The following is a 19,265-nucleotide window of genomic DNA, read 5'->3' on the forward strand; positions in this document are numbered from 1 at the left end:
CGGTCGAACCCTATCTCCTGCCCCTGCCGGAAAGGGCGAAGGTAAAGACAAGGGCGACCACGAGAACCACGCCCTTGACGAAATCCTGCGTGTAGTAAGGCGCGTTCATCATCGTCAGGCCCTGCAGCAGCACGCCGACAAACACCGCGCCGACAGCCGTGCCGAAGGCGTTCGGCTTGGCGGCGCCGAGAACCGCGTAACCGATGAGTGCCGCAGCCACCGCGTCGAGCAACAGATTATTACCCGAGGCGATGTCGCCGCGTCCAAGCCGGGCAGCGAGCAAAATGCCGCCGATCGAGGCAAAAACTCCCGAAATAACGTAGGCCCAGATTTTGTATGCCTTGACAGGCGCGCCGGCGAGTTCTGCGGCGCGTTCGTTGCTGCCGACCGCATACATCATGCGCCCGAAACGCGTGTATTCGAGAAAGAACCAGATCAGCACCGCCAGCACGAGCAGAACGACGACCGACACCGGAATGAGGTTCGGGATGAAGAAATCGAAGCGATGGCGGCCAAGCGCCAGGAACGCGGCGCCGAAGCTGCCGTTGGCGACCGAGCCGTCGGGCATGGTCATGCCGGTGGCGATCGAACGGCCTTCGGTCGGGATGCGCTGCAGGCCGACAAGCAGGAACATCATGCCGAGCGTCGCCAAAAGGTCCGGAACCCGCATATAGACGATCAGCCAGCCATTGATCAGGCCGACGACGGCGCCGATCACAAGACAGACGACGACCGCCACGACGGCGTTCTGCCCCAGCACCACCATGACATAGGCAGCCGCCATCATGGCGCTGGTGGCGACAGAGCCGATCGACAGGTCGAAGCCGCCGACGAGCAGCGTGGCGGTGACACCGAGCGCCAGAACGCCGGTGATGGCGACCGACTGGAAGATGAAGACAGCACTTTGCGGCGAGACGAAACCATCGGCAGCGACGGCGAAATAGGCGATCAGCCCGAACAACAGAACGATGAAGCCGTAGCGAATAGCATTGTCGCGCAGGATCATTCAGCGCTCCCGCACGCCGGCACCGTCTTTATCCAACCCGAATTCATGCCCTCTCCATTCCAATTCTCATCGTCATCCCGCCGTCAGGCTGCGCTGTGCAGCGGCCCGCCCGCCACTTCGGCCAGCAGACGCTCGAGATCGACATCGGTATTGCGGTGCTCGCCGACGATCGTCTGCTCCGACATCACCAGGATGCGATCGGCCGTCTCCAGGGCTTCGTCGAGTTCGGTGACGAACAGCAGCGTCGCGCGGCCGTGGGCGCTGGCCCGCAGCTTGGCGGCGATGTCGCGCCTAGCCGAAATGTCGACGCCCTGAAAGGGCTCGTCGAGGATGAAAAGCCTTGCCGCCTGCGACATCCAGCGGGCGACCATCACCTTTTGCTGATTGCCGCCGGAAAGCGACGCCATCTCGTCCCTCTCCGAGCGGCAGACGATGCCGAGCTCCTGGATCTGCTGGCGGGCAATGGCGCGTTCGATACGGCGTTTGAGAACACCGAGACGCGACATGCGGCTGTGGAACGGCAGGCTGATATTCTCCTGGATGTTGAAGTCGCCGACGATGCCGTTTTCGCCTCGGTCCTTGGCGACGAGAAACACACCGGCGGCAATCGCTTCGCCGGTCGATGCCGGAGCATAAGGTTTCCCGTTCAGCACCATGGTCCCGGCCAGCGGCTGGCGCAGGCCGAACAGCGTCTCGGCGAGCACGGTCTTGCCGACACCGACAAGGCCGGTGATGGCAACGACCTCGCCATCGCCGAGGGTCAGCGAGATCGGCCTGGCGCCTTCAGCAATCCGCAGCGCGTCGGCAGTGAAAATTGCTTTGGCCGAATTCCTGGCGACGATCCGCTCGAGCTGGATCTTGCGGCCGAGCATGGCGTTGACCGCACCTTCGTAATCCAGCGGCTTCTTGTCGAAGATACCTGAGATAACCCCATCGCGCATCGAAATGATGCGATCGGCAAGCCGTCTGATATCCGACATACGGTGCGAGATGTAGAGGATGGCCACGCCTTGCTGGCGAAGCCGGTCGAGCAGCGCGAACAGCCGGTCGGCTTCGGCGCTGGACAGCGAGGAGGTCGGCTCGTCGAGGATCAGCACTTTCGGCCGGTGCGCCATGGCGCGGGCGATCGCCACCATCTGGCGGTCGGCCAGAGAGAGATCGCTGATCCGGGCCTTGAGGTCGATGGCCAGTCCCATGCGGTGGGCCACCGCCTTTGCCTCGCGACGCACCCGGCCTGGATTGAACAGGGTCGGCACGCCGCTGCCGCTCAACCTGTCGAGGGTAAGGTTGGTGGCGACGTCGAGGTCGGCGACGACACCGTCATTGATGTTCTGGTGGACGGTAACGACGCCGGCGCGGATCGCCTCCGCCGGCGTTTTCGGGTCGAACACGTGACCGGCAAGCGACATCGTGCCGCCGCCATGGTCGTAGACACCACTGATGATCTTGACGAGGGTGGATTTGCCGGCGCCGTTGGCGCCCATCAGCACGGTCACTTCGCCGGCACGCAATTCGAGCGAGACGCCGCCAAGCACCTCGATATGGCCAAAGGATTTCCTCAGGCCGTCGACGCGGAACACGGCATCATTGCCCATTCGTTCCTCCCTGAACATGACGCTATGGGCTATATCGGCAATTGTCAACACGATTGACAATTGCCAGCAGGCTTCCTAGCTTGGCCCGACCGCGTTGGCTCCGCTATCATCGGAGCACATGAGCGGGAGGTGAGGATGACTGGGAAATCGCCGTTCGAAGCACTGTCGGTCGAGACACTGGCGGGCCGTCTCGGTGCCAACGAGGCCCTGTGTTCGCAGATCGGCAAGGATACGAGCCAGTGGAAGGTTCGTGAAGTCGGCGACGGCAATCTGAACCTGGTGTTCATCGTCGAGGGTGCTGAGGGTGCGGCCGTCGTCAAGCAGGCCCTGCCCTACGTCCGGCTGGTCGGCGACAGCTGGCCGCTGCCGCTAAAACGCTCCTTCTTCGAATACCATGCGCTGAAGCGGCAACAGGCGCGGGCGCCGGGTTCGGTGCCCTATATCTATCACTTCGACGAAGGCCAGGCGCTGATCATCATGGAGTATCTGTCGCCGCACATTATCCTGCGGCGGGCGCTGATCGAAGGCCGGCAATTGCCCAACATCGCGACAGACATCGGCTTGTTCATGGCCCGCACGCTGTTTCGCGGCTCCGACCTGCATATGGCGACCAAGGACCGCAAGGCCGATCTGGCGCTGTTCGCCGACAATGTCGAACTCTGCGACATCACCGAGAACCTGGTTTTCTCGGATCCGTATTTCGACGCCAAGATGAACCGGCACACCAGCCCGCAGCTCGACGGCATTGTCGCCGAGCTGCGCGCCGACCGCGACCTCAAGGTCGAGGCGCAGCGCATGAAGCACATGTTCGCTGCCAATGCCGAGACGCTGCTGCATGGCGACCTGCATTCCGGCTCGATCATGGTTACCGACACCGAAACGCGGATGATCGACCCCGAATTCGCCTTCTACGGGCCGATCGCCTTCGACGTCGGCATGCTGCTCGCCAATTTCTGGATGGCGTTCTTCTCGCAGCGCGGCCATGAACAGGACGGAAGCCGCGACGCCATGCGTGACTATCTGATCGGCGTTACGGTCGAGACATGGTCGGTGTTTCGCGCCGAGTTCTCGCATCTGTGGCGAACCGAGCGTACCGGCATGCTCTACCAGAAGAGCCTGTTCGAAGATCAGGGCGACAGGCTTGGCGCCGAGCAGGCGCTCGACCACATGCTGAATTCGATCTGGACCGATCTGCTCGGCTTTGCCGGCGTCGAGGTTCACCGGCGAATTCTCGGCCTTGCCCACAATGCCGATTTCGAGACCATTGCCGATCCGGATCTGCGCGCCAGATGTGAGGCAAAGGCGCTGAAATTCGGCCGTCACCTCGCCGTCAGCCGGCGCCAGATCCACAGCATCGACGAGGTCAACCGGTTGGCCGCGCTGATCGAACGGGAGAGCAGGATTTGAACGTCGGCGACCGCCACTACCGCACCATCTGGCCGAGTGACGACGGGCGTTCGGTGGAGATCATCGACCAGCGCTGGCTGCCGCATGATTTCCGTATCGAAAAGATCGATACCGTCGCCGGCATCGCCACGGCAATCCGCGACATGTGGGTGCGCGGGGCGCCGCTGATCGGCGTCACCGCCGCCTATGGCGTTGCCATGCAGATGGCCGACGATCCGTCGGACGCAGCACTCGACGCCGTCTGGGCAACCTTGCACGAAACGCGCCCGACGGCGATTAATTTGCGCTGGGCGCTGAACGAAATGCAGCGCTTCCTGCTGACGCTTCCCCTGGCAGAACGTGCCGCGGCTGCCTATCGGCGTGCCGGCGAGATCGCCGACGAGGATGTCCGCCTCAACCGCGCCATCGGCGCCCATGGGCTCGAAATCATCAAGGCGATCGCGGCGCGCAAGCAGCCCGGCGAACCAGTCAATATCCTGACCCACTGCAATGCCGGCTGGCTGGCCACCGTCGACTACGGCACCGCCACCGCGCCGATCTATCTGGCGACGGAAGCCGGTATTCCAGTCCATGTCTATGTCGACGAAACGCGACCCCGCAACCAGGGTGCCCAATTGACCGCCTGGGAGATGGCCGGCCACGGCGTGCCGCATACGCTGATCGTCGACAACGCCGGCGGCCATCTGATGCAGCGCGGCCAGATCGACATGGTCGTCGTCGGCACCGACAGGACCACCGCCGACGGCGATGTCTGCAACAAGATCGGCACCTATCTCAAGGCACTGGCCGCCGCCGACAACGACGTGCCGTTCTATGTCGCGCTGCCGTCGCCGACGATCGACTGGACCGTGGGCGACGGGCTGGCCGACATCCCGATCGAACAGCGCTCGCCCGACGAGGTCTCACTGGTCTGGGGCAAGACCGCTTCCGGCGAGATCGCCCAGGTCCGCGTATCGCCGGAAGGCACGCCGGCGGCCAATCCGGCCTTCGACGTGACGCCGGCGCGGCTGGTCACCGGCTTGATCACCGAACGCGGTGTCGCTACGGCCTCGCGCGAAGGCCTGAGGGCGATGTTTCCCGAGCGCGGATGATCGGCTTTTCCGGGAGGGTGCTCCGGATTTGCCTGATCTCACGATTTCTTGAACACGGCACGGTTAAAAACGCCCGTTGCCTGTCCCACATGGACGGCCGGATGCGTAGCGGCGGGGCGGCGCCCAACGCTCGAAGCCGGGGCTGCCCACGGCTCGGCGAGTGAACCAGCGGGATACCGCGATGTCATTCAGACCGTTGCTTGGTGACGGACGGGTTCGGAGCAAGGACGAGAAGTCGGAGCCCCTGCAAACCGCGTCATGGATCAGTTCCTCGATCGTCTTCGACAACCGGCGGTGGGCGTGCCGGGAGGCGGAGCTCCGCTGGACAGCCCCTCATCATCTGATCGTGCTGACCGAAGAAGGCGGCACGTCCCATACATCCATCCGGCACGAGGCACGATCCCTTTACGACGGAATGGACCGTCCCGGAGCCCTCACCTTCGTCCCGGCAGGCGCGGAACGACAGGGCTTCTATCGCGATGTAAACCTCTCCTATTCAGCCCTGTGGATCGATCCCGATATCGGGCTTCCCGGATGCGAACGCCTGAGGAACCTGCCTATACTGGTAAACAAGAAAGACGCGGTCGTCGCCACGCTCTTGAGTTCGCTTCGTGACGAGATGGCACTCGGCCACAAGCCAGACACTGCCTATGTCGAGCATCTGGTCGCCCTCGTCAGTCTCCGCGTGGCCAACCTGAGCCGGGAGCAACCGCGGTTTGTACGTCACGGCTGTCTCAGCCGCCGGGCACTTGGTCGCGTTCGGGATTACATCGATGCGCATATGAATTCCGACATTTCGCTAAGCGAGCTGGCAGCCGCCGCGGGCATGGCCGTCGACAGTTTTGCGCGTCGCTTCAAGGCGACGACCGGCCTTGCACCCTACGCCTATGTGATCGAGGAACGGGTGCGGCGAGCGGAGGCGCTGCTGCGCGAAACGGGTTTGTCGATCGGTGTCATTGCCTTTCGGCTCGGCTTCTCAAGCCAGAGCCACTTCACCACGACCTTCCGACGTCTGAGGGGCATGACGCCTCGTGCCTATCGGGTGAATTCTTCTCCAGAATCCTGATAGTGCCGCCGGTTTCTTGAAAGAAAGCCGCCGCCCGCACTCCCACCTCCAGTGTCGTTGGGTGACAGAACCCGAGGGTTCGCTCGGGTCAAGTTGCCGTCTGCGCCTCATTGCGGCTGGGAGATCATGCATGGCCAAAACGGACAACAGGAGCGGGCCGACGCGTCGGATGGTATTGGAAGGCGGTGTTGCGACCGGGGTGCTGCTGGCTACCGGACTACCGGTTGACGCCGAGCCGGCCGAGACCGTCATGGCGGCTGCATCGTCCTCGCCGCTACCGACGATGACGATGTCGTTACGGATCAACGCGAAGGATCTTGCCGTCGAGCTCGACCCGCGGACGACGCTGCTCGACGCCCTGCGCAACCATGTCGGCCTCACCGGCTCGAAGAAGGGCTGCGACCACGGCCAGTGCGGCGCATGCACGGTGCTCGTCGATGGGCGCCGGATCAATTCCTGCCTGACGCTTGCCGCAATGCATGAAGGCGACGAGATCACCACTATCGAGGGCCTTGCCGAGGGTGACCGGCTGCATCCGGTCCAGGCCGCCTTCGTCGCCCGCGACGGTTTCCAGTGCGGCTACTGTACGCCAGGCCAGATCTGCTCGGCGGTTGGCATGCTGGGCGAGGCGCGGGCCGGCTGGCCAAGCCATGCGAGCGCCGACGTGGCAGGGGCTTCCGTCGCTCTCACCGATGCCGAGATCCGCGAGCGGATGAGCGGCAACATCTGCCGTTGCGCCGCCTATCCGAACATTGTCGCTGCAATCCGCGACGCGGCAGAGGAGGCATGAGCAATGCAGTCCTTCACTTATGAACGTGCGGCGAGTGCTGAGCAGGCGGCGGCCGCGGTTGCGGCCCGGCCGGACGCCAAGTTCATCAGCGGCGGCACCAACCTGCTCGACCTGATGAAGCTCGAGATCGAGCGCCCAGCGCATCTCGTCGACATCAGCCGGCTGCCGCTTGATCGGATCGAGGAGACGGCGGAAGGCGGACTTCGGATCGGCGCCCAGGTCCGCAATAGCAATCTCGCCGCCGACCCGCGGGTAAGGTCGCGCTACCCGATGCTCACGCAAGCGCTGCTGGCGGGAGCGTCCGGACAGATACGCAACAAGGCCTCGACAAGCGGCAATCTCCTGCAGCGCACGCGCTGTCCCTATTTCTACGACCGCAACATGCCCTGCAACAAGCGCCAGCCGGGTTCGGGCTGCGCGGCACTTCAGGGCTTCAATCGCATGCACGCCGTACTCGGCGCGAGCGAAGCCTGCATTGCGGTCCATCCCTCCGACATGGCGGTCGCCATGTCCGGGCTCGACGCCAGGATTGAGACCGTCTCGCCCGGCGGCGAGACCCGCACGATCCCGATCGGCGATTTCCATCGGTTGCCCGAGGCGACGCCCCAGGTGGAGACCGTGCTCGGCCACGGCGAAATAGTCGTTGCGGTTGCCCTGCCGCCGCCGCCACCCGGCCGACAGGTTTACCGCAAGGTGCGCGACCGTGCTTCCTACGCCTTCGCGCTGGTGTCGGTGGCAGCAATCGTCGAGAAAAGCGGCGACCGTATCCGAAGCACTCGGATCGCCATGGGCGGCGTGGCAGCGAAACCCTGGCGCGCGACGGAGGCGGAGCGCGCGCTGGCAGGCGCGGCGGCATCCGACGGTGCCTTTAGCGACGCGGCCGAAGCCGCGCTCGCCGGAGCCGTCGGTCATGGCGCCAATGGTTTCAAGATCCCGCTGGCGAAACGGACGATACGGCACACGCTGGCTGCTGCCGCCGAGAGTGCATGAGGCGATGCGATGACAGAGACGACGACCCCGAACCGCTGTTCCCAGATGCCGGCGCCGAGCAGGAGATCGATATGAAACTCACGCGACGCGCCGTTGCGGCCGCGGGTGGCGGCCTTCTCGTCTCTGCCGCCACAGCCTGGGGCGCCACATCCGACCCGGGAGCTCGTCACGGGCTCGAGGCCGCCGTAGACGCCTTCTTTGCCGGCTGGGCCTCTGGCGACTGGACGGCATTCCTTGACTGTTGCGATGAGACGATGACCTTCCAATTCCCTGTCGGCGAGCAACGAGGCCGACACGGACCGCCGGAGGGCAAACGGGCACTCGCAGCCTGGACCGCCGCGCATCAAGCGCAGGGGAACAGGATCACGAAATCGACCGTCGATCTCAAGCTCTTCGCCGCCGACTGGGTCATCGTCTGCGATCGCGGGAGCGGGACAATCGGTGGCGCGCCCTACACTGGCCTGCATGCGATCTTCATGCGAGCCGGCCCAACAGGGAGGCTGGTCGAATTTCGCGAGTATTTCGGCGAGATCGCCGCGTGAGCTCCGGCCGCCGCGCGACGAACATAAAGGTGCGAGGAGCGGCGTCGTCGCGGCCTCGATGCTTCCGAACTCCAGATGAAAAATCTTTAGGTGACTTATGAACGAGACCATACCCGGACTGCCCGGCTCCGCCACCCATTCAAGGGTGAAACCTCGTCCCGATGCTGGCATCATCGGGCGGCCGATCGACCGCATCGACGGTCCGCTCAAAGTGACGGGCGGCGCCACATACGCTTACGAGAATGAGCTGGATGGTACAGCCTATGGCTACATTCTCGGCGCCTCCGTCGCCAAGGGCCGCATCGCCGAGATCGACACGGCCGATGCCGAACGGGCGCCGGCAGTGCTGCTCGTCATGACGCACCGCAATGCGCCGGCCCAGCCGGATTTCGGCCCAACGGTCACGCCAACGGTGCCGGAGGTCTTCACGCGCCCCCGGCCCGCGCTCAACAGCGATCGGGTACGGTATTACGACGAGCCGGTCGCGCTGGTCGTTGCGGAGACGTTCGAGGCGGCGCGCGCTGCTGCGGGCCTCATCAGAGTACGCTACGACGAGGAGCCGGGCCTCTACGATCTTCCGAGACATATCGCCGACGCCTACGCGCCAAAGCGGACCAATGCCGGCTTCGAGACCGACAGCGTGGTCGGCGACTTCGAGCGCGCCTTTGCGACGGCGCCGATCAAGATCGATTCCACTTACGGGACCCCCTTCGAACATCACAATCCGATGGAGCCGCATGCGACGCTTGCTGCCTGGTCAGGCAACGAGCTGACGATCCGTACATCGGCGCAGACCCTCGCGAACTTCCGGGCCGGGGTCGCCAGCACGCTTCGCATCCCGCTCGAGCGAGTGCGCATCGTCAGCCCCTTCATCGGCGGAGGCTTCGGCTCCAAGCTGATTGCCCATGCCGACACGATCCTGGCCGCACTTGCAGCGCAGGTGCTGCAGCGCCCCGTGAAGATCGCGCTGACGCGACAACAGATGTTCGCCAATGCCGGTCATCGCGCAGAGATGGTCCAACAGGTACGTCTCGGCGCGGACACTGACGGGCGGCTCACCGGGATCGCGCACGATGTCTGGTCCGCAACGTCCAGCTTCGAGGAGTACTGCGAACAAACGGCAGTTTTTGCGCGCTCGCTCTACGCGGCGCCGAACCGTCTCACCCGCCATCGCCTGGTTCCGCTGGACATCAACCGCGGCGAATGGATGCGCTCGCCCGGCGAAGCGCCCGGCATGCTGGCTTTCGAATGCGCCATGGATGAGCTCGCCGAGCGCGCCGGTCTGGACCCGATCGAACTCAGGATCCGCAACGAACCGGCACAGGATCCCGAGCGCGGCGTGCCGTTCTCCACCCGCAATCTCGTCGCCTGCATGGAGGAAGGCGCCCGCCGTTTCGGCTGGGAGCGGAGAAACCCGGCACCGGGCCGAACTCGGGAGGGCCGCAAGCTTATCGGCCACGGCATGGCGGCGGCGATCCGTCCGAACTATATCGGCGCGGCGACGGCGCGGGTTGCGATCGACCGGGACGGTCGGGTGACGGCGCGGCTCGACATGACCGATATTGGGACCGGCACCTATACGATCCTGACTCAGATTGCCGCCGAGAGCCTCGGCCTGCCGATCTCGTCCGTCAAGGTGGAGCTCGGCGACAGCCGCTTCCCGCGTACCGCCGGCTCCGGCGGATCCTGGGGCGCAGCAAGCGCGGGTTCGGCCTTGCATGATGCGTGCAACATCCTCAAGAAACAGATCCTGGAGGCGGCGCAGTCGAACGAAGCCTCGCCGTTGCGCGGCGCGAACGCCACCGAGGCAAGCTTTGCCGACGGCGAGGTCAGGGTCGGCCAGCGATCGGCGAGCCTGGCCGATCTTATCCGAGGGATCTCTCCCGACGGGCTCGAAGCCGAAGGCTCCGTAGCCGCGGGCGCCACCACCCAGTCATACAAGACCTATTCGCAGCATTCCTATGGCGCGCATTTCGCAGAGGTCGCTGTCGATTGCGATACCGGTGAAATCCGCATGCGCCGGATGCTGGCTGTGATCGGCGCGGGCCGTATCCTCAACGCCAAGACCGCGCGCTCGCAAATCATCGGCGGCATGACCTGGGGGATCGGTGCAGCGCTGATGGAGCAGACGGTGCTCGACCCGCGCTACGGCCACTTCGTCAATCACGATCTTGCCGAGTATCATGTGCCGGTCAATGGCGATGTCCCCGATATGGAGGTCGCCTTCCTCGAGGAAGACGACGACAAGGCCAACCCGCTTGGCGCAAAGGGTCTCGGCGAGCTCGGCGTGTGCGGTGCGGGGGCTGCTGTCGCCAACGCCGTTTACAACGCGGCCGGCGTGCGAGTGCGTGAATTTCCCATCACCTTGGACAAGGTGCTGCCTGCCTTACCTGTGATCGCCATTTGACGCTCTCCTCCCTCGCCCTCAACGGTGACCAGGTCGAAACGGATCGCTATTTCTGCGCCATCGACGACGATGCCGGTGGTTGACAGCGCTTTCCGGTCCTTCCATACAAACGCCGTCAATGTTCTCAGGGCGGGGCGAAAGTCCCCACCGGCGGTAAGGGTCTCGGCCCAAGCCCGCGAGCGCTTTCCGGTTAGCCGGAGGGGTCAGCAGATCCGGTGTGATTCCGGAGCCGACGGTCACAGTCCGGATGGAAGAGAACGAAATGGAAGACGGTCCGCTTTCGCGGTTCGGACTCCGTATCGTGCGTCCTGATTCTGGTTCGAAACGGAAGGATGGACCCATGAATCAGCATTCCCACAACGACTATGAAACGATCCGCGTTGCCGTCATTCGCGCGCGTTGGCATGCCGATATCGTCGACCAATGCGTTGAAGCATTCGAGGCGGAACTGGCGGTTCTCGGAGAGAAACGCTTTGCCGTCGATGTCTTCGATGTGCCTGGCGCTTATGAGATTCCCCTGCACGCAAAGACGCTTGCCGTGACCGGCCGCTATGCCGCTATCCTCGGCGCCGCGTTCGTCGTCAATGGCGGCATCTACCGGCACGAGTTTGTTGCAAGCGTGGTCATCGACGGCATGATGAATGTGCAATTGTCGACTGGCGTGCCGGTGCTTTCGGCGGTGCTGACGCCACACAACTACCATGACAGCGCGGACCATCACCGCTTCTTCTTCGAGCATTTCAGGGTCAAAGGCAAAGAGGCGGCCAGTGCCTGCGTGCAACTGCTGGCGGCACGCGAACACATCGCGGCGTGAAACCTCCACCGCCGGGTGGAAATCCCGGTAAGGCGCTGTAGTATCTCACGAAAACCAGGGAGGATGCCGGTGCAGACCAAGAAGATCATCAATGACGGTAACCGCTCCGTCGACGAGATGCTGGAGGGCATCCTGGCCGCGCATCCGCGCCATCTCAGAAGCGCGGACGGCAGTCCGCGCGCCATTATCGCCCGCGACGGACCGCGCCCAGGCAAGGTCGGTCTCGTCATCGGTGGCGGCTCGGGCCACGAGCCGACCTTCCTTGGCTTCGTCGGCAAGGGGCTGGCCGACGCCGCCGCGATCGGCAATGTCTTCGCCTCGCCGCCGCCGGACCCGATCCTCGAATGCGCCAAGGCGGCCAGCGGTGGCGCCGGCGTGCTGTTCATGTACGGCAACTATGCCGGCGACGTGATGAACTTCGACATGGCCGCCGAAATGGCGGCAATGGACGACATCGAGGTGCGCACCGTGCTGACCACCGACGATGTCGCCTCGGCGCCGCGCGACCAGAGGCAGAAGCGGCGCGGCGTCGCCGGCAATTTCTTCATCTTCAAGGCCGCCGGTGCCGCATGCGACCAGATGCTGTCATTCGATGAATGCGAGCGTATCGCCAGGAAGGCCAACGATCACACCTTCACCATGGGCGTGGCGCTGTCGCCCTGCTCGCTGCCGCAGACCCGCCGGCCCAATTTCGAGATCGGACCGGACGAGATGGAGATTGGCATGGGCATCCATGGCGAGCCAGGCATCGCGCGCGGAAAGTTGAAAACGGCCGACGAGATCACCGACGAAATGCTGGACAAGGTCCTCGACGAGATGGCGCCGGCGCGCGGCGATAAGGTCGCCGTTCTGGTCAATTCGCTCGGCTCGACGCCGTTGATGGAGCTCTACATCATGAACCGACGCGTCAAGCAGAGGCTGGATGACGTCGGTATTTCCGTCCACGCGACCTGGGTCGGCAATTACTGCACCTCGCTCGAAATGGCCGGCGCCTCGGTGACGCTGATGCATCTCGACGGCGAGTTGCAGGCGATGCTCGACCATCCTTGCGACTGCGCCATGTTCCGCGCCGGCTGAGAAAGCATCATGACCTCGATCGATTCAGTCGGCTTGAAAAGAATGTTCGATGAGATCGCGGCGGCGATCGACGCCGACAAGGACAGGCTCTGCCAACTCGACGGCGTCATCGGCGACGCCGACCATGGCATCGCCATGGCACTAGGCTTCACAGCTGCGCGCGATGCACTAGCGCAACTCGACCTCGCGGCGACCGAGCCGACGGCGCTGCTCAACACTGCGGCGAAATCCTTCCTCAACGCGGTCGGCGCCTCGTCAGGCCCGCTCTATGCGACCGCCTTCATGCGCGGTGCCGCCGCCGTCAAAGGCAAGGCAATTCTGGAGGACGCTGACATTATCGCCATGCTCCGGGCGATGGCGCAAGGCATCCAGGATCGCGGCAAGGCCGAGCTCGGCGAAAAGACCATGGTCGACGCCTGGCTGCCGGCTGCGCAAGCAGCGGGTGCCGCGCAGCAAGCCGGCAAGAGCCTGTCCGAGAGCCTGGAGGCTGCACTTGCAGCGGCCGAACGAGGTGCCGAGGCGACCAAGGACATGATCGCCGCCAAGGGCCGCTCATCGCGGCTCGGCGAGCGCTCGCTCGGGCATATGGACCCCGGCGCCGCATCGGCCGTGACGATTATCAGAGCGATGTGGAACAGTCTGGCTTAACCCCGCTTCGCCGCGTCGAGCCTGTCGATCGCCTGGACATTGCCGGCCGACGGTCCCTTCTCATCGAATTCCGATGCAAGCCATGCATCGACGATCGACTTGGCCAGTTCCGGGCCGATGACGCGGGCACCCATGGTGATGATCTGGGCGTTGTTGGATTTTGCCGCGCGCTCGGCCGAATAGGTGTCGTGGGTGAGTGCGGCGCGAATGCCGGGCACCTTGTTGGCGGATATGGATACGCCGATGCCGGTGCCGCAAAACAGGATGCCGCGATCGTTTTCGCCGTCCAGGATGGTCTGGGCGAGCTTCTGTGACAGGTCGGCATAGTAGCCCGACTGGCTGAGGTCGCTAACCGTGAGGCCGGGCTTGGTAGCGAGGTGAGCGGCAATGACGTCGAGCAGCGGCTTACCGGCGCTATCAGCTCCAATGGCAATTTTCATGTTCCGTTTCCTTCCTGTTTGGTGATTCAGATCGCCGCCGAGGCGCGCTTGAGGATGTCGATATAGCCGTCCGCCTGCCAGGCCGAGCGGCCGATGAACAAGCCGTCGAGGTTGGGCTGGCCGACCAGTTCGGCGGCATTTTGCGGATTGACGCTGCCGCCATAAAGCACCGGCGGCACCACCGGCAGCAGGTCGCGTGCGATTTTCTTGATTAGCGCCTGCTGCCTGTCGGCATAGTCCGAACTGGCCGGCACGCCCTTGTCGCCGATCGCCCAGACGGGCTCATAGGCAAACAGGATCGTCGCCGCCTTCGCCGCGCCTTCGAGAAACTGCAGCGCGCCGTGCACCTGCAAGGCCAGCACCGCAGCGGCCTGCCCGCTGTCGCGTTGAGCCAGGGTCTCGCCGACGCAGATGAGTGGCACGAGACCATGCTTCACCGCCGCCGCAGTCTTCAGACCGACGGCGTTGTCGGTCTCGCCGAAATGCTCGCGCCGTTCGCTGTGGCCGAGCTCGACCATGTCGAGGCCGCAGTCTTTCAGCATGACCGGCGAGATCTCGCCGGTCCAGGCGCCGGCGTCGGCCCAATGCATGTTCTGCGCGCCGACCTTGATGCGCGTCGGCGACAGCGCTTTCTTGACCTCGCGGATCGCCGTGAAGGGCGGGATGACGAAAGGCTGGATGCGCTCGTCGAAACCGGGGACGAACTCCGCCAGCGCCTCGGCGAAAGCCATCGCCTCTGCGAGCGTCTTGTTCATTTTCCAGCTGGTGCCGACCCAATAAACCATACGTGCCCTCCTATTCTGCGATCACTGTCAGCGAAACGCCGGCACCATCCAGCGCGGCGCGCATCTGCGGCTGCGGCTCGCGGCCGGTGAAGACCGTGTCAAAGGCCTTGAGATCTGTCAGGAAGTGCAAGGCAGTGCGGCCGAATTTCCCATGATCGACCAGCAGATATTTGCGCGCTGCTGCGGCCATCATCAGCCGTTTGGTCTGGACCACTTCCTGATCCTGGTGAAAGGCAGAGGCACCATGGATGGCCGATGACGACAGGAACGCGACATCGGCGCGCAATGATTTCAGCGTGTCCTCGGCGAGCAGGCCGAAGAAGCCGTGAAACTTCTTGTTGTATTGGCCGCCGAGCGCAATCAGGTTGATGCCGGCAACGCCCGCCAAATCCTGGATGACGGCCAGATTGTTCGAGATCACCGTCAGCGGACGCAGATCGGCAAGATGCCGAGCAACGCCGCCCGCGGTTGAGCCATCGTCGATGATCACCGTCTGACCCGGTTCGATCATCGTCACGGCAGCGGCGGCGATGCGCTTCTTCTCGTCGCCGGCCAGCCGCTGGCGGTAGCGGAAATCGCTCTCGAAAAGGCTGCTCGGCTGGATCGAGGCACCGCCGCGCACCTTGCGCAGGAAGCCGCTTTCCTCGAGCTCGTCGAGGTCGCGGTGGACAGTCATCTTTGACACGCCGAAGCGTGAGGCAAGATCGTCGACACTGGCGGTGCCGATGTCCATCAGAAAATCCATGATGCCTTGCCGACGGCCGTCGCTCTTCATTTCCGCGGCTTCCTCGTGCAATCCGGTTCCGAGATATAACACCAAACGTCGCACAAACCACCAAATTTTTGTGATAATGTTATATCTCTATGGGATATCATGACGCTTCTGGTCGCGTCCTGTAACAAGAATTGCTGCCGGCCGAGCGCCCAGCGGTTGCGGTGCCGCGGAAATCCGGCCAGAAGCATCAGGGGCTCGACGACAACCGAACGGCCCGCAAACACTGGCTCGAAACCGGATACGGGAGACTACTGAGTGGCTCGCATCACACTGAGACAATTGCTCGATCATGCCGCCGAATTCGGCTATGGCGTGCCTGCCTTCAACATGAACAATATGGAACAGGGCCTCGCCATCATGGAGGCAGCCGAGGAGACCAAATCGCCGGTTATCCTGCAGGCGAGCCGCGGCGCCCGAGCCTACGCCAACGACGTGGTGCTAGCCAAGCTGATCGACGCGCTGGTCGAAATCCATCCCGATATCCCGGTCTGCATGCATCTCGACCATGGCAACAACGAAGCCACCTGCGTCACCGCGATCCAGCACGGCTTCACTTCGGTGATGATGGACGGATCGCTGAAGGAAGACGGCAAGACGCCGGCCGACTACGCCTATAATTCCGGCATCACCCGCCGCGTCGTCGACATGGCGCATTGGGGCGGCGTCTCGGTGGAAGGCGAGATCGGCGTCCTTGGATCGCTTGAGATGGGCGGCGGCGAGCAGGAAGACGGCCATGGCGTCGAGGGCGTCATCAGCCACGACCAGCTGCTGACCGACCCGGTACAGGCCGAACAATTCGTGCGCGACACTCGTGTCGATGCGCTGGCCGTCGCCATGGGCACCAGCCACGGCGCCTACAAGTTCAGCCGCAAGCCGGACGGCGCTGTGCTCGCCATGAACGTCATCGAGGAAATCCACCGCCGTCTGCCGAGCATGCATCTCGTCATGCACGGCTCGTCCTCGGTGCCGGAGGAGTTGCAGGAGATCATCAACAAATATGGCGGCCAGATGAAGCCGACATGGGGCGTGCCGGTCGAAGAGATCCAGCGCGGCATCAAGCACGGGGTGCGCAAGATCAATATCGATACCGACAACCGCATGGCGCTGACCGGCGCAATCCGCAAGGTGCTGACCGAGAACCCGAGCGAATTCGATCCGCGCAAATATCTGACGCCGGCAATGGCCGCGATGCGGAAGCTGTGCAAGGAGCGCTTCGAGCAATTCGGCACCGCCGGCAACGCACCGAAGATCAAGCCGCTGCCGCTGTCGGAAATGGCCAAGCGCTACAAGTCCGGAAGCCTCGATCCGAAATTTGGCTGACGTATTCCGGTTCTGAGCAGGAGCTGCCTCAGCTCCTGCTCATCCGATCATGCTCGCGGCAAGAGATCGGCCCTGCCGGTCTCGATAAAGGGTGCCCAGTAGTCGACCGACTCGCGGATCATGGCGATGACCTGGTGGTCGACGGGCTCGCGCTCGCGGAACGACAATTCGAGGCAGATCTCGTTGTCGACGCCGCCGCCACGGCGAACCGTCTCCAGCAGCTTTTCCGGCGTGATGCGGCCGTCCTTGTTGTGAGCGGCAATGAACGGCCAGTGACCACCCTTGTTCATCGACGACTGCTTGACGTGGATGATCGGCGATTGCCTGGGAAAGGCTTCGGCCCAGGCATAAGGGTCGGTGTCCGCCGGATTGCTCGAGGTCACGTCGCCATGGTCGATGTCGACCATCATCTTGAACGGGACGGCCATACCGGCCGCTTCGATCTCGCGCTGCAGTGCCCGGCAGCTTTCGATCGTATGGCCGAATTCGCGGCCGACCGACATCGGCTCCCAGAACAGGTAGGTCAAGCCGGCTGCTTTGGCATGCTCGGCGACCTCGCGCCAGCATTCCAGCGCGATGTCGAAAAGCCGCGCGCGACGTTCAGGATTGTCGTAATCCCGGTGGGTGAAGATCGCGAATTGCGTGCCCATGCCCGCGGCGCCGAGCTCGGCCGAAACTTCTGAAAAGGTCTTGAACCAGTCGACGTAGTAGCGCCGCACGTCGGCATCGGGATGGCCGAAATGACTGAGCCGGCCGTAAGGGCCGGTCATCGCGGAGGTCACGCGCACACCGGTGCGGTTGAGCGCGGAGCGGAACAGGCGGACGAATTTGGCGATCGTCGCCGCCGGCCAGCCGGGATTGACGAATTCATGGGTGAGTTGGACGTCCCTGATACCGATCTGATAGGCGATCGCGTCGATCAGGTCGTCCGGCTCCGCAAAGCGGTTGACCAGCGGATTGGTGTTGAGCGAAAGCGTAAAGGCCATCAGCCGGCCTTTGCCAGCCGGCTCGAGCACCAGTCCTCGAAGGCGGTTCTTTCCGCGGCGGACAGATGCAGGCCGTGCTTGGTGCGCCTTTCGAGAATATCGGCGGCGGTCTCGGCCCATTCATGCTCGAACAGGTAATTGGCTTCGCGCTCGAAAAAATCCTTGCCGAAGCGCCGGCCCAGTTCGGCGAGCGAGGTGGCCGCGCCGACCAGATCGCGCGTCCTTGTGCCGTAGAGCCTGCCGTAATGCTTGACCAGCGATGCCGGCATCCAGGGAAATTCATGGCCGAGGTCGCCCAGAAACTGCTCGAAATCCGCATTGGCGATATCGCCGCCCGGCAGGTGCCCTTTCGAGGTCCACGGCTTGCCCATTTTCGGAAAGAACGGGGCGATACGGTCGAGCGCGTGCTCGGCCAATTTGCGGAAGGTGGTGATCTTGCCGCCGAAGACCGAAAGCAGCGGCGCTTGCCCAGCCGGTGCGTCGAGTTCGAATATGTAATCGCGGGTCACCGCGCTCGGATTGTCGGCATTGTCGTCATAGAGCGGCCTGACGCCGGAAAACGAGTAGACGACGTCGCTGCGCGCAAGCTGGCGCTTGAAGTAGCGATTGACTGCCTTGATCAGGTAATCGATCTCGCTGGCATCGGCGGTCACGTCCTCCGGCCGCCCGTCATAGGGAATGTCGGTGGTACCGATCAGCGCCAGATCGTTCTGGTAGGGATTGATGAAGATCACGCGCTTGTCGCTGTTTTGGACGAGATAGGCCTGTCGCCCTTCCCAGAATTTTGGCACGACTATGTGGCTGCCCTTGACCAGGCGCACGTTGCGCCTGGAATTCTGGCCGGCGACGCGGTTGATGACGTCGTTGACCCAGGGTCCGGCGGCGTTGATCAGCGCCCGTGCCCGGACTGTGGTCCTGACGCCGGTTCGACCGTCGCGCATCTCTATCGACCACAGGCCGTTTTCGCGACGGGCGGCTATGCAGGCGGTGCGGGTGAATATCCTGGCTCCGCGCTCGGCGGCGTCGAGCGCGTCGATGACGACCAGGCGAGCGTCATCGACCCAACAGTCAGAATATTCGAAGCCGCGCTTGAAGGCGTCCTTGATCGGCGCGCCTTCGGGCGCGGTGCGCAGGTCGAGCGTGCGGGTGGCCGGCAGTCGCTTGCGGCCGCCAAGATGGTCGTAGAGGAACAGGCCGAGCCGCACCAGCCAGGCCGGCCGATCATCGGGGCTGTGTGGCAGCACGAAGCGCATCGGCCAGATGATGTGCGGCGCGGATTCGAGCAGCACCTCGCGCTCGATCAGCGCCTCCCGCACCAGGCGGAACTCGTAATATTCGAGATAGCGCAAACCGCCATGAACGAGCTTTCCCGATCGCGAACTGGTGCCCTCGGCAAGATCGTCCTTTTCGCAAAGAATGACCGACAGACCCCGGCCCGCCGCATCGCGCGCGATTCCGGCGCCATTGACACCGCCGCCGATGACGAAGAGGTCGACGATTTCGGTTTCACCGTTCATCTCGCTCTA

General features: G+C 63.7%; 18 protein-coding genes and 1 riboswitch. Of the genes, 11 read left to right on the top strand and 7 right to left on the bottom strand.

What is annotated here, in order from left to right; all coding sequences use genetic code 11:
* Positions 1-10: 10 nt before the first annotated feature.
* Entirely contained in the window at positions 11-1,006 is a 996-nt protein-coding gene (locus NKH41_RS03615) for an ABC transporter permease (protein ID WP_352932102.1), read from the bottom strand.
* Positions 1,007-1,089: 83 nt separating this feature from the next.
* Complete coding sequence (locus tag NKH41_RS03620) at positions 1,090-2,601, bottom strand: sugar ABC transporter ATP-binding protein (protein ID WP_352472280.1); 1,512 nt, start codon at positions 2,599-2,601, stop codon at positions 1,090-1,092.
* Between the two features lie 135 nt (positions 2,602-2,736).
* Here NKH41_RS03620 and mtnK point away from each other — a divergent pair, with 135 nt between their 5' ends.
* From mtnK to dhaL, 10 genes are all read left to right on the top strand, one after another.
* Positions 2,737-4,008 (top strand): S-methyl-5-thioribose kinase, encoded by a 1,272-nt coding sequence (gene mtnK, locus NKH41_RS03625; RefSeq protein WP_352768472.1) that lies wholly within the window; start codon positions 2,737-2,739, stop codon positions 4,006-4,008.
* On the top strand, positions 4,005-5,099 hold the full coding sequence (mtnA, locus tag NKH41_RS03630) for an S-methyl-5-thioribose-1-phosphate isomerase (RefSeq protein ID WP_352768470.1): 1,095 nt from the start codon (positions 4,005-4,007) through the stop codon (positions 5,097-5,099). Before mtnK ends, mtnA begins: the two co-directional genes overlap by 4 nt.
* Positions 5,100-5,280: 181 nt before the next feature.
* A complete protein-coding gene (locus tag NKH41_RS03635; protein WP_352768467.1) occupies positions 5,281-6,165 on the top strand; it encodes a helix-turn-helix domain-containing protein in 885 nt (294 codons plus the stop codon).
* Positions 6,166-6,295: 130 nt separating this feature from the next.
* Positions 6,296-6,955: a 2Fe-2S iron-sulfur cluster-binding protein gene (locus NKH41_RS03640; protein ID WP_352768465.1), complete on the top strand. Its 660-nt coding sequence runs from the start codon at positions 6,296-6,298 to the stop codon at positions 6,953-6,955.
* A 3-nt stretch (positions 6,956-6,958) separates the two neighbouring features.
* On the top strand, positions 6,959-7,945 hold the full coding sequence (locus NKH41_RS03645; RefSeq protein WP_352768462.1) for an FAD binding domain-containing protein: 987 nt from the start codon (positions 6,959-6,961) through the stop codon (positions 7,943-7,945).
* A gap of 71 nt (positions 7,946-8,016) precedes the next feature.
* Entirely contained in the window at positions 8,017-8,487 is a 471-nt protein-coding gene (locus NKH41_RS03650) for a nuclear transport factor 2 family protein (RefSeq protein ID WP_352503006.1), read from the top strand.
* Between the two features lie 97 nt (positions 8,488-8,584).
* A complete protein-coding gene (locus NKH41_RS03655) occupies positions 8,585-10,894 on the top strand; it encodes a xanthine dehydrogenase family protein molybdopterin-binding subunit (RefSeq protein WP_352768460.1) in 2,310 nt (769 codons plus the stop codon).
* 116 nt (positions 10,895-11,010) lie between these two features.
* Positions 11,011-11,157: riboswitch (FMN riboswitch) on the top strand.
* A gap of 77 nt (positions 11,158-11,234) precedes the next feature.
* On the top strand, positions 11,235-11,708 hold the full coding sequence (locus NKH41_RS03660) for a 6,7-dimethyl-8-ribityllumazine synthase (RefSeq protein ID WP_352768458.1): 474 nt from the start codon (positions 11,235-11,237) through the stop codon (positions 11,706-11,708).
* 69 nt (positions 11,709-11,777) lie between these two features.
* Positions 11,778-12,785, top strand: coding sequence for a dihydroxyacetone kinase subunit DhaK (locus tag NKH41_RS03665; protein WP_352768455.1), 1,008 nt, complete (start codon positions 11,778-11,780; stop codon positions 12,783-12,785).
* Between the two features lie 9 nt (positions 12,786-12,794).
* The gene (dhaL, locus tag NKH41_RS03670) at positions 12,795-13,433 is read left to right on the top strand and encodes a dihydroxyacetone kinase subunit DhaL (protein WP_352768453.1); all 639 of its coding nucleotides are present in this window, start codon (positions 12,795-12,797) and stop codon (positions 13,431-13,433) included.
* Here the strand turns inward: dhaL and derI are convergent.
* The 3 genes from derI to NKH41_RS03685 are packed head-to-tail and all read right to left on the bottom strand — an operon-like array spanning position 13,430 to position 15,433.
* The gene (derI, locus tag NKH41_RS03675; protein ID WP_023676015.1) at positions 13,430-13,873 is read right to left on the bottom strand and encodes a D-erythrulose-4-phosphate isomerase; all 444 of its coding nucleotides are present in this window, start codon (positions 13,871-13,873) and stop codon (positions 13,430-13,432) included. The two genes, dhaL and derI, sit on opposite strands and share 4 nt — an antisense overlap.
* 26 nt (positions 13,874-13,899) lie before the next feature.
* Positions 13,900-14,658, bottom strand: coding sequence for a triose-phosphate isomerase (locus tag NKH41_RS03680; RefSeq protein WP_352768451.1), 759 nt, complete (start codon positions 14,656-14,658; stop codon positions 13,900-13,902).
* Positions 14,659-14,668: 10 nt separating this feature from the next.
* Positions 14,669-15,433: a DeoR/GlpR family DNA-binding transcription regulator gene (locus NKH41_RS03685; protein WP_023676017.1), complete on the bottom strand. Its 765-nt coding sequence runs from the start codon at positions 15,431-15,433 to the stop codon at positions 14,669-14,671.
* A gap of 255 nt (positions 15,434-15,688) precedes the next feature.
* On the opposite strand from NKH41_RS03685, the gene fba reads away from it, so the two are divergent.
* Positions 15,689-16,753 carry a class II fructose-bisphosphate aldolase gene (fba, locus tag NKH41_RS03690; protein WP_352612250.1) on the top strand — a complete coding sequence of 355 codons (1,065 nt, stop codon included), beginning with the start codon at positions 15,689-15,691 and terminating at the stop codon, positions 16,751-16,753.
* Between the two features lie 47 nt (positions 16,754-16,800).
* On the opposite strand, the gene NKH41_RS03695 is transcribed toward fba, so the two are convergent.
* Positions 16,801-17,739, bottom strand: a complete 939-nt coding sequence (locus NKH41_RS03695; protein ID WP_352768507.1) for a sugar phosphate isomerase/epimerase family protein — start codon at positions 17,737-17,739, stop codon at positions 16,801-16,803.
* Positions 17,739-19,256: a glycerol-3-phosphate dehydrogenase gene (locus tag NKH41_RS03700; protein ID WP_352768449.1), complete on the bottom strand. Its 1,518-nt coding sequence runs from the start codon at positions 19,254-19,256 to the stop codon at positions 17,739-17,741. The genes NKH41_RS03695 and NKH41_RS03700 overlap by 1 nt, the downstream gene beginning before the upstream one ends.
* Positions 19,257-19,265: the final 9 nt, after the last annotated feature.

Origin of the sequence: Mesorhizobium sp. M1169 (assembly GCF_040318345.1) — a bacterium.
Taxonomy (GTDB): domain Bacteria; phylum Pseudomonadota; class Alphaproteobacteria; order Rhizobiales; family Rhizobiaceae; genus Mesorhizobium.

What these genes read in the sequence shown, in the direction of transcription:
- dhaL (WP_352768453.1), top strand. Translation starts at nt 12,795, where the DNA reads ATGACCTCGATCGATTCAGTCGGCTTGAAAAGAATGTTCGATGAGATC.
- NKH41_RS03700 (WP_352768449.1), bottom strand. Translation starts at nt 19,256, where the DNA reads ATGAACGGTGAAACCGAAATCGTCGACCTCTTCGTCATCGGCGGCGGT.
- NKH41_RS03635 (WP_352768467.1), top strand. Translation starts at nt 5,281, where the DNA reads ATGTCATTCAGACCGTTGCTTGGTGACGGACGGGTTCGGAGCAAGGAC.
- NKH41_RS03695 (WP_352768507.1), bottom strand. Translation starts at nt 17,739, where the DNA reads ATGGCCTTTACGCTTTCGCTCAACACCAATCCGCTGGTCAACCGCTTT.
- NKH41_RS03645 (WP_352768462.1), top strand. Translation starts at nt 6,959, where the DNA reads ATGCAGTCCTTCACTTATGAACGTGCGGCGAGTGCTGAGCAGGCGGCG.
- derI (WP_023676015.1), bottom strand. Translation starts at nt 13,873, where the DNA reads ATGAAAATTGCCATTGGAGCTGATAGCGCCGGTAAGCCGCTGCTCGAC.
- NKH41_RS03660 (WP_352768458.1), top strand. Translation starts at nt 11,235, where the DNA reads ATGAATCAGCATTCCCACAACGACTATGAAACGATCCGCGTTGCCGTC.
- NKH41_RS03650 (WP_352503006.1), top strand. Translation starts at nt 8,017, where the DNA reads ATGAAACTCACGCGACGCGCCGTTGCGGCCGCGGGTGGCGGCCTTCTC.
- NKH41_RS03620 (WP_352472280.1), bottom strand. Translation starts at nt 2,601, where the DNA reads ATGGGCAATGATGCCGTGTTCCGCGTCGACGGCCTGAGGAAATCCTTT.
- NKH41_RS03615 (WP_352932102.1), bottom strand. Translation starts at nt 1,006, where the DNA reads ATGATCCTGCGCGACAATGCTATTCGCTACGGCTTCATCGTTCTGTTG.
- NKH41_RS03655 (WP_352768460.1), top strand. Translation starts at nt 8,585, where the DNA reads ATGAACGAGACCATACCCGGACTGCCCGGCTCCGCCACCCATTCAAGG.
- NKH41_RS03640 (WP_352768465.1), top strand. Translation starts at nt 6,296, where the DNA reads ATGGCCAAAACGGACAACAGGAGCGGGCCGACGCGTCGGATGGTATTG.
- NKH41_RS03680 (WP_352768451.1), bottom strand. Translation starts at nt 14,658, where the DNA reads ATGGTTTATTGGGTCGGCACCAGCTGGAAAATGAACAAGACGCTCGCA.
- NKH41_RS03685 (WP_023676017.1), bottom strand. Translation starts at nt 15,433, where the DNA reads ATGAAGAGCGACGGCCGTCGGCAAGGCATCATGGATTTTCTGATGGAC.
- mtnK (WP_352768472.1), top strand. Translation starts at nt 2,737, where the DNA reads ATGACTGGGAAATCGCCGTTCGAAGCACTGTCGGTCGAGACACTGGCG.